Origin of the sequence: Pseudoruminococcus massiliensis, from assembly GCF_900291955.1 — a bacterium.
Taxonomy (GTDB): domain Bacteria; phylum Bacillota; class Clostridia; order Oscillospirales; family Acutalibacteraceae; genus Pseudoruminococcus; species Pseudoruminococcus massiliensis.
In genome coordinates this window covers 130,378-139,265 of the sequence record NZ_OLMR01000006.1, presented here as the reverse complement: position 1 = coordinate 139,265, position 8,888 = coordinate 130,378, and the positions used below count along the sequence as shown (strand labels likewise).

Here is an 8,888-nt window from a genome sequence, read left to right as displayed (position 1 = left end):
TGGTACAGATTGACTATTGTTTGCTTATATTCCTGGGTGTATTTCGGATTTTTTGAAGACATTTTTTATTCCTCCTTTTTCTGTCTTCTATTTTATCATACTTGTCCACTTTTTTATTATATATCCAAAAGCCGAGTAATAAGGACAGCAACTGCGAGTTGCTTGCTTTAGATAATGCGTGAGACTATAATAAAGGTGTAAGAGAGGTACTGCATAATGGATACAAAACAGGTTATACTTGAACTTCGTACTCAAAAGGGAATGTCGCAGGCTGAGCTTGCAGAAAAAGTTTTTGTAAGTCGTCAGGCAGTTTCACGTTGGGAAAACGGAGAAACAGTTCCGAATACGGAAACATTGAAATTGCTGTCAAAAGTATTCGATGTTTCCATAAATACACTTTTAGGCTCGCCGAGAAAGCTTATTTGTCAATGCTGCGGAATGCCGCTTGAAGATGATGATATTATCGGACACAATCACGATGGTTCTTTCAACGAGGAGTATTGTAAGTGGTGTTATGCCGATGGAACATATACTTACAATGATATGGACGATTTGATTGAAGTTTGTGTTAAGAATATGGTAAGCGAGAATTTCACGGAGGAACAAGCCCGTTCTTATATGAAAGAGCTGCTTCCTACTTTGGATTACTGGAAGAAATATGATGAGCTTAGTGATAACGGTCAGTTTGAAGAATTCAAGAAAAAGTTAATCAATGAGATTAACGAATTGAATGTTGACGGAATGCCAAAGGTGGAGAAACTGAATGCACTTGTCGGAAAGTATGTAAATCTTGAGTACCAGCTTCCGAATGGGCAAGCGGTTAAGTTTTTGAATGACGCAAAGACATATCTGGGCAATCAGCTTGAATGTGAATACGGCGGCGATAGATGTTTCGGCATTGTTGCAGATATGGATTTTATTCTTATTTGCACTTATGAAGAAGACGGTAAAAATCCGGAACTTGTATTGTATAAGAAAAGATGAGAATAGAAAAAAATAGTAAGCCATTGGAGTTAATGATTTCAGTGCAAGAAAAGAAATTTTGAGGTGTTAGCAATTTGCGACACCTCATTTCTTTTTCTATAAACACTATTGCAAGTTATCTTGATTAAAATTATAATTATGTTGAAGCGATAAGCGTATAAATACATTATCTTGTTTGAAAATAGAAGTGAAAAACAAGATATAGTGAAAACAAACTTAACAAACTTATAATTTTGAGTATAATAAGAAAAAGAGGAAACGAAAGGACGGTTGATAATATGTCAGTTTTTAGTGAAAGACTTATCGCATTAATGAAGCAAAATAGAATTAACCAAAAAGAATTGGCACAGAAGGCTGGAGTTACTGAATCCGCAATGTCTTACTATGTAAAAGGAGACAGGACGCCTCGCAGTGATGTATTAACCAGAATAGCGAAAGCTTTAGAAACTACCACAGATTATCTGCTTGGTACGTCTGAATCTGTCTCAGAAGTACCACGTGGAGAACTACAATATTTACAACGCAATCTTGGCAAGTTGGATTCAGACCAACTAAAAAAAGCCGAGAATATATTAAAAGCAGCATTTGATGATATTTTTGATGATGACGAGGAGTGATGAGATTGCCGAATAGTAAAAAACCAGATTTTTCAAGAGCATATTCAAAAGCTAATGAAATATTAGTAAAATCATCGGCAATTCAAACATTTCCGTTTTCGCCGAAAGATTTAGTAAAGGAACAAACACCGATTGTATGTCGTTCTTTTAAGAAAGCAAGAAAATACGGTGTGGACATCACAGCATTTGGAAGTGAATCGGCTATTATAATGAGTTTTCAGGGAAAGAAAATCATATTTTATGATGAAACAAAGCCGGATACACATAACCGTTTTTCAATACTGCACGAATTAGGACATGAGATTAACGGTCATGATTTTTCTAAAAAAGATGAGGACACATACCATCGGTATGAAGTTGAAACTAATTATTTTGCAGCACAGTTGCTTATGCCTGAACAGATACTTAGAGAGTGCCAGAACAGAGGGGCAAGAATAAACCGATTTTTCTTGCAAACCAACTTTGGTGTTTCAGCTCAGGCGGCAGATAAAAGGATAGAAACATTGGCAAGAACAAATGTGGAATGGCGTTCAAGAGCGGAAAAAGAATTTGATGACATAATCCTCATAAAATATGCCGATTTTCTAAATAGAATTTGTCCTGTTCGCAATACATACGATTTTGAAAATGAATATATTCGTCAGCAAGAGCGTAATAGTTGCTTTTGAAAGAATTTGGACTACTCCGAATAAGTATTTGCCAATTATAAAGAAATTTAGGGGCGTAATCACGCCAGATTTTAGCGTATATCGGGATATGCCACTTGTAATGCAGCAGTGGAATATTTATCGTAGCCGTGCAATCGGTCATTGGCTGCAGGAAAACGGTGTAACGGTTATCCCGAATATCCGATTTGGAGATGAACGTACATATGAGTTATCTTGTGCAGGTATTCAAAAGCATGGGACAATAGCAGTCGGTTCGCACGGTTGCATAAAACTGTTGTCTGACCGCAACTACTTTGTTAGTGGATTAAAGTATGTGGTTGACAGATTAGAGCCAAGTACCCTTGTTGTTTATGGGGTGGCACCGGATAAGATATTTACTCCATACAAAGAAAAAGGCATTGAAGTACTGCAATTTGACAGCGACTTTATGAGAAGCCGAAAGGCGGTGAGTGCCTGATGGGAGCAGGATTTCATGGTGAATTCGGAGGCACTCATGGTAGTAAAGAAAAACACAAGGATTACATTGAAAATACATTACCTAAGAGTTCGCCAATTAAGATTCCGTCATCTGCTATTATTATAGAGGAACAGAAAAACGGATACGAACAAGTAAAATATACTTGGAAAAAAGGCGATTACTCTTATACAAGTCGTTGGCATACTCGAACACCGAACGCTCCGAAAGAGCAAGGCGATAGTTGGGTTGTTCAGCGTGATAAAGCGGGTATTGGATATGGAAAAAACGCTCGTCCTGCTAAACACGAGATACTTGTTGGAAAAAACAAATGGGTGTCAAAGAAAGAATGGCAGGCAGCTATACGAGCAAGAAAAAATGGCACTGCAACAAAAGAGCAAAAGGAGATGTTAGATAATGGACATTGGAAACCTAAAAAATAATTTTACTTTTTATGAGGGATATGAGGACGAAAGCGAGATTGTTCTGTGTATTGAAAAAGATGAAGCTATTCACATTTGGGAAGGTTACTTTGACGACATTTTTGATAGCCCGTCTCTTGATGGTAAAGGCTGGAAAGGCTTTACACGAGACTATCATCAGCTTGAAGGTGTTTTCTCAGAAAACGGTGGCGTCTATGAAATCAATCCTACGGAGTATCTTGAAGATTTGATGCTTTATAAAGAAAAGACTTTTGAATTTGATGAAACGAAAGAAGTATTTAATCTTATCAAATCTTTACTTGAAAAAGCAATAAAGAAAGGTGTGAATGTAAAAGCGAAAAGGATATAGTTTGTTATACGGTGGATTAAAAAGATGTAGAATACTAAAAAATTGAGGTGTTAGCGAATTGCGACACCTCTTTTCTTTTGCGAAAAACCTACTTACATGAGGCAATTATTCCAAGGAAATTATATGCTAAGGTTCAGGAAGAACTATTAAGACGAGCCAATCTTCATAGTGGAAAAGACAGAAAGAAAATAGTCTACAGTTCTAAATATGCACTATCAAGCATTTGCTATTGCTCAAAATGTGGAGAAATCTACAGAAGGACGGCTTAGAGAACAAAAACAGAATTTAATGACAAAGAGTGCTGAGCGAGAAGGCTTGAAACAGAGGGTGGCAGAAATGAAGGAGTTCCTAAACGAACAGATTGGAAAAATTGAAGAATACGATGAAGGAAATATTAACTGTTTCATTTATGGGAGTATGTGTATGAAATACCTATCAATAAGGCGGACGGCAGAAAAATGGGAAATATCCATTAGAAGAATTCAGGTGCTTTGCAATGAAGGAAGAATTTCTGGAGCAGTTAAGATAGGCTCATATTGGGCTATACCATCAGATGCTGAAAAACCAACGGACTTAAGAATAAAAAGTGGTAAGTATATTAAAAAGGATATAGAATTAAAGTAAACGATAAATCGGAAGTTAAAGGAGAGAATGTAGATGAACAAAACCGCCAAAATAGATATAAGCGTAAAATAATGAGGCTCAATGTCAATAGTTTGGGTAACCCGAAAAATGAAATAATTGATAATTACAAACGGCAAGGACTTAAACGTACTTTTTGTAGGTTTAATTCTAAAAAGCGTTGATTTTTATTATTTTATGTTTTAATATTAACTTGTAAATTATACTAAATTTCGCATTTGTCGTAATTTAGAATTAAAAGGCGGAATATTATGGTTTCTACAGTCAGAAAAGGACTAAAGAGTGGCGTAAGCTTTGTGCTTGTATTTATTATGCTGATTTCATCGTTTTGCATAATACCATCGTCTTCCGCAAATGTTTCTGTTAATGCAGCAGGCGGCTTTATCACTACTAAGCTTACAACGGTTGCAACCACCGTGCTTTCCAGACAGGCGATGAAGCTTCTCGGAAAAGCTGCCGATTCAACGGATTCTAAAATTTTGGATCTTGTTTACAAGTATAAAGCAGGACCAACATCAATGAGACTTAAACAAATTGCGGAAACATCGCAACAAATTCTCGAAACAGTTACGCTTATAGAACAGGACTTAAAGGATCTTTCGAAAACCGTAAGTGAGGGCTTCGGAGAGGTAAAAAGTCTTATCTATAACCAAAACGTTACAAACGAATACACTCGTATTACGGATATAAGCTCAAAGTATCAGTCGCTGTGGGAGGATTACTGTAAATATGCGGAAGCAGCTTCAAAGCTTGGCGATAATCCGACCGACGAGCAGTTGCACGAGCTTGACATTTTGCTTGCTCAAATGCAGAAGGAATACAAGCGTCTTGATATGGTGTCTTTGGTAGACGCACTTTCTGAGGTTTTGTCGGATCAGCCGTCGCTTACAGGCGATACGGATCAGAAGATAGAGCATAACGCAGACGATGCTACATATGTAAAGGCGGTTAAAGATAGATGTAAAGGAACTGTTCCCTTTGAGCATCAAACGCTTGTCGCTACTAAAGAGGCTGCAAACAAATCGATTGAGCCACTTATAAACCTTTTGGTTTTGTACCGTGAGTTTACATATTACAACTATGATGTTGTTATGGATAACGAAGACAGCACTAAGGCTCAAAAAACCGCAGCAGAGGCTGATCTTAAAACCTTTGAGCAGAGATACACAAAGGCTATGAACGCCATAAACAACAACTGCGACCAAACGGGTACGGATTCGCTTATGGAGTATGAGGATCTTAACACAACTATGATAGGCGTATCTACAAGTGGCGGAGTTGACCCTTATCATAATGAGATTCCCGCTTATCGTGTTGTTAATAACGACAACGGATATATGTCCTTTATCCAGAACGGCAGCGAAAAAATCAAAAATTATATTTATGCTGGAAAAGTCGATAATTACGTATTTATTGACCCACACGACTATTATTATAGTGAAGCATTTAATTCTTTGTTAAAAAGTCGTGACGGAAAATACAAAATATGCCGTCGTCAATGTCCGACGCAAATAAGTTCTTCGCAAAAATTTATAAAGAGCAGGGCAAAGAAAATCCTTTCTATTATATAGCCGAATTGGGCGGAATCGGAAATGTTGCCGATGAAAACGGTAATGTTACGAATGAATTTGTGAAGGGAGATTATTTCCCATTTGATAATATAAAGTCGGATGAGGACATCTTATCAAAGGACATAACAAGAAAGTCAAAGGCAATAGACACGTCAAAATACAGTGCTACAACGAATGATGATAAGCAGCTCAAGGAAATCAACACCAAGGATATTTACAAGGATAATTCCGCTGAAACATTTACGGTGCTTTGGGTTGCAAATTCAAACGAAAATTCAAAAACAATTTTAAAGCCTACTTTGATTGGTAACTTAAGTGGACCAAACGTAAAGGCCACTCTTACAGATAGCAGCGGAAAAACGCTTGGCTCTTCGGTAAGCCCGAAAACTCTTGTGAACATTAAGATAAACCCTAAGAACGGCTACCGCCTTACACAGCTTTATTATGTTCGTGAAAACGGCGTTAAAACAGTTCTTGCCGATGAGAGCGATTTACCGAAAAATTATCAGGATAGTTACGAATATTCTTTCTATATGCCCTATGAATCGACAAGGATATACGCAAAATATAGCAATGCCTATTCTATTACTTCATCTGTTGACGGGAAAGGAAGCGTAAAGTGCGATGACAGTGCCGAAGTCGGTTCGGTTGTATCGGTTGACGCAGACATTCCTTATGGCTATAGTAAGGATTCCTTGTGTGCATACGGAACGGTTACGCAAAATGAAATAGAGATTAAAGACAACAGCTTTGTAATGCCGGACGAGCCTGTGTATATTTATTTGAAAACATCTACGGGAATTAAAGACGGCGAGGGAACGCAGGACGAGCCTTACGTTATTTCAAAAAGAAGCGAGCTTGAATATGTTTCTTTACAGACCTCGGACAAATATATGAGTGCAAGCTATATTCTTGCAAACGATATAGATATGTCAGGCTCGGATTATTTGCCGATTGGTTCAAACGAAGCACCTTTTACGGGAACGTTTGACGGTAAAGGATACTTTATCAGAAATTTAAGCTGCAACAAGGCTTCGGCAGGACTTTTCGGTACAAATAAGGGTACAATTAAAAACCTTATGCTTGAAAACTTTAGCTTTAAATTGGCATACCAATACTGCGGTTCCGTTGCAGCCGTAAACGACGGCGTTATCGGAAACTGCGGCGTTATCGAACCGATTGCTGCGAATATTGAAAACGAAGGAGCAATTGCAGGCGCAGGAAACGGAACGATAGAGGGCTGTTACGCTTATTGTGTTAAAGCCGAACCGAGCTTTAAAGAGATATGCGGCGGAACTCAAATGAAAGTTACCGATTGCTATTCAAACGGAGAGAACGAAACAAAAGCAAGCCGCATCACTGCGGAAAAAATGGTATGCTCTGCATTTGCCGCAACGATGAACCAAACTCTTACCGCAAAGAAATACGATTATCACTGGAAAAGCACCAAGAGCGTTGTAAACGGTCTGCCTGTGCTTGATAACAACAGTGAGCTTATGAATATGTACGGCTTCTGGGGCTACGAGGGCGAATTCGGAACAATAAGCTGTAACCCCGAAATGGCTGCACAGGGTACTTCGGTTGAATTTACGCTTACACCTGCAACCGTTCAAAACGGCTCAGAGTATGACGCAGAAATTGAAAGTATAAAAGCGTTTGACGATAACGGAAACGAAGTTACAATTAAAAACAATTCACTTACAATGCCTGATTCAAACGTAACGTTTAAGGTTGAATATCACTTTAACGAAACCTTCTCCGGAGACGGAACAAAGGAAAAGCCGTACATTATTTCAACGATTAAGCAGTTTGAGGACTTGGCTACAAATCTGTATAACTTTAACGACAAATATAAGGATGCTTACTATGAGCTTGGCAGTGACCTTGACTTCAACGGTGCAGAGATTACTCCTCTCGGAGATGAAACGCACAAATTCAACGGTAAATTCAACGGTAAGGGACACGTAATTTCAAACTTTACGATTACCGATAAGGCATATGCAGGCGTTTTCGGAGTTGCCGATGTTGACGCCGAAATATATGATTTAGGCGTTGAAAACGCAGCTATTAAGAGCGAAAGTGACGCTGTAATGGGCGGTATTGTCGGTTGGAACAGCGGTATGATATACAAGTGCTACTTTACGGGTGAAGTAACTCAAACCGGCACAACGCAAGTATATGAAAGCAAGGTAGGAGGTATTGCCGGCTTAAATTTAGGTTTAATTTTCAGCTGCTATAATCGAGGAAGCATTTCTGGACCTGTCGGAAATATGCTTTATTGCGTAGGCGGTATTGCGGGAAGCAACTCACTGTTTGAAAAGAATATGATTTTCGACTGCTACAACGAGGGAGTTGTTAAAGAAACCGAAAACCTCGACAGATTTATAACGGCAGGAGCAATCTGCGGAGCGTCCGCACCTGTTTTAAACTGCTGGTATGATAAAGATCTCTGCGAATACGCATACACAAATTCTAACGGACAAAGATGCGTAGGCGACGCTTGTACTGCTTCCGAAATGAAAACAGATGTAGCAGATAAGCTCGGAAATGATTTCAGAACCTCTCCGAGTGATGAGGTAAACGACGGTTTCCCAGTTCTTAAATCCGTAGGTGTGGGAAGAACGCTTAAGGTAATGTTTACCGTTGAGGGCAACAAAACCGCAGTAAAGAGCTTTGTAAGCGATGTTCTTTACCAAGAGAGCATTAAGAAATCCTCAAGTCTTTCTAACAGCCTGAACATTGTTTCAAAGCTTTCGCACGCTGTTAGAATTGATGACAACACATTTGAGGAAGGATTTCAAATTTACAGTAAATCCCGATAAGTATAATAATATATCTAAGCTTACGGTAAACGGTAAGCAGCTTGCCGCCGACAAGAAAACAGGCGAGTATACTCTTGAAAATGTCAAAGAGGATCAGATGATTACTGTTTCGCTTACGGGCGGTGAATACAAAGATAAAAACAAAGATGAAAAATCCGACTCAAAGTCTACTGAGGTTCCCGGAACCGGCGAAAACAGAATACTTTTTGTAACTGTTCTTTCGGCAATACTTATAGGAGCGTTTGTATTCATCACAGGTATTGTATTCATCACAGTTATGAGACGTAAAAAGACAAATTGATTATTTTGATTAGTATTTAAATCATAAATAATAAAAC

The 8,888-nt window shown here is 38.4% G+C and carries 10 protein-coding genes; all 10 read left to right on the top strand.

Annotated elements, in window-relative coordinates:
- The first annotated feature begins 216 nt into the window (after positions 1 to 216).
- The 10 genes from C9914_RS08845 (at position 217) to C9914_RS08795 (ending at position 8,851) form a co-directional block, all read left to right on the top strand.
- Positions 217 to 984 (top strand): zinc ribbon domain-containing protein, encoded by a 768-nt coding sequence (locus C9914_RS08845; protein WP_106764852.1) that lies wholly within the window; start codon positions 217 to 219, stop codon positions 982 to 984.
- Positions 985 to 1,262: 278 nt separating this feature from the next.
- Positions 1,263 to 1,601, top strand: a complete 339-nt coding sequence (locus tag C9914_RS08840; protein ID WP_022263938.1) for a helix-turn-helix domain-containing protein — start codon at positions 1,263 to 1,265, stop codon at positions 1,599 to 1,601.
- Between the two features lie 5 nt (positions 1,602 to 1,606).
- Positions 1,607 to 2,269, top strand: a complete 663-nt coding sequence (locus C9914_RS08835) for an ImmA/IrrE family metallo-endopeptidase (protein WP_158707386.1) — start codon at positions 1,607 to 1,609, stop codon at positions 2,267 to 2,269.
- Positions 2,229 to 2,726, top strand: coding sequence for a DUF4417 domain-containing protein (locus C9914_RS08830; protein WP_106764847.1), 498 nt, complete (start codon positions 2,229 to 2,231; stop codon positions 2,724 to 2,726). Before C9914_RS08835 ends, C9914_RS08830 begins: the two co-directional genes overlap by 41 nt.
- Positions 2,726 to 3,166: a hypothetical protein gene (locus tag C9914_RS08825; RefSeq protein ID WP_106764845.1), complete on the top strand. Its 441-nt coding sequence runs from the start codon at positions 2,726 to 2,728 to the stop codon at positions 3,164 to 3,166. The genes C9914_RS08830 and C9914_RS08825 overlap by 1 nt, the downstream gene beginning before the upstream one ends.
- Complete coding sequence (locus C9914_RS08820; RefSeq protein ID WP_106764843.1) at positions 3,141 to 3,515, top strand: hypothetical protein; 375 nt, start codon at positions 3,141 to 3,143, stop codon at positions 3,513 to 3,515. The genes C9914_RS08825 and C9914_RS08820 overlap by 26 nt, the downstream gene beginning before the upstream one ends.
- 207 nt (positions 3,516 to 3,722) lie before the next feature.
- Positions 3,723 to 4,139, top strand: a complete 417-nt coding sequence (locus tag C9914_RS12070) for a hypothetical protein (RefSeq protein ID WP_456238922.1) — start codon at positions 3,723 to 3,725, stop codon at positions 4,137 to 4,139.
- A gap of 269 nt (positions 4,140 to 4,408) precedes the next feature.
- Positions 4,409 to 5,728, top strand: coding sequence for a hypothetical protein (locus C9914_RS08805; RefSeq protein WP_106764841.1), 1,320 nt, complete (start codon positions 4,409 to 4,411; stop codon positions 5,726 to 5,728).
- Positions 5,644 to 8,550, top strand: coding sequence for an InlB B-repeat-containing protein (locus C9914_RS08800; protein WP_158707385.1), 2,907 nt, complete (start codon positions 5,644 to 5,646; stop codon positions 8,548 to 8,550). Before C9914_RS08805 ends, C9914_RS08800 begins: the two co-directional genes overlap by 85 nt.
- Positions 8,513 to 8,851, top strand: coding sequence for a hypothetical protein (locus C9914_RS08795; RefSeq protein WP_106764837.1), 339 nt, complete (start codon positions 8,513 to 8,515; stop codon positions 8,849 to 8,851). The genes C9914_RS08800 and C9914_RS08795 overlap by 38 nt, the downstream gene beginning before the upstream one ends.
- The last annotated feature ends 37 nt before the right edge of the window (positions 8,852 to 8,888 follow it).

Bases quoted from the DNA above. Each gene is read 5' to 3' on its own strand.
- C9914_RS08845 (WP_106764852.1), top strand. From the start codon at position 217: ATGGATACAAAACAGGTTATACTTGAACTTCGTACTCAAAAGGGAATG.
- C9914_RS08840 (WP_022263938.1), top strand. From the start codon at position 1,263: ATGTCAGTTTTTAGTGAAAGACTTATCGCATTAATGAAGCAAAATAGA.
- C9914_RS08830 (WP_106764847.1), top strand. From the start codon at position 2,229: ATGAATATATTCGTCAGCAAGAGCGTAATAGTTGCTTTTGAAAGAATT.
- C9914_RS08825 (WP_106764845.1), top strand. From the start codon at position 2,726: ATGGGAGCAGGATTTCATGGTGAATTCGGAGGCACTCATGGTAGTAAA.
- C9914_RS08820 (WP_106764843.1), top strand. From the start codon at position 3,141: ATGGACATTGGAAACCTAAAAAATAATTTTACTTTTTATGAGGGATAT.
- C9914_RS12070 (WP_456238922.1), top strand. From the start codon at position 3,723: ATGCACTATCAAGCATTTGCTATTGCTCAAAATGTGGAGAAATCTACA.
- C9914_RS08805 (WP_106764841.1), top strand. From the start codon at position 4,409: ATGGTTTCTACAGTCAGAAAAGGACTAAAGAGTGGCGTAAGCTTTGTG.
- C9914_RS08800 (WP_158707385.1), top strand. From the start codon at position 5,644: ATGCCGTCGTCAATGTCCGACGCAAATAAGTTCTTCGCAAAAATTTAT.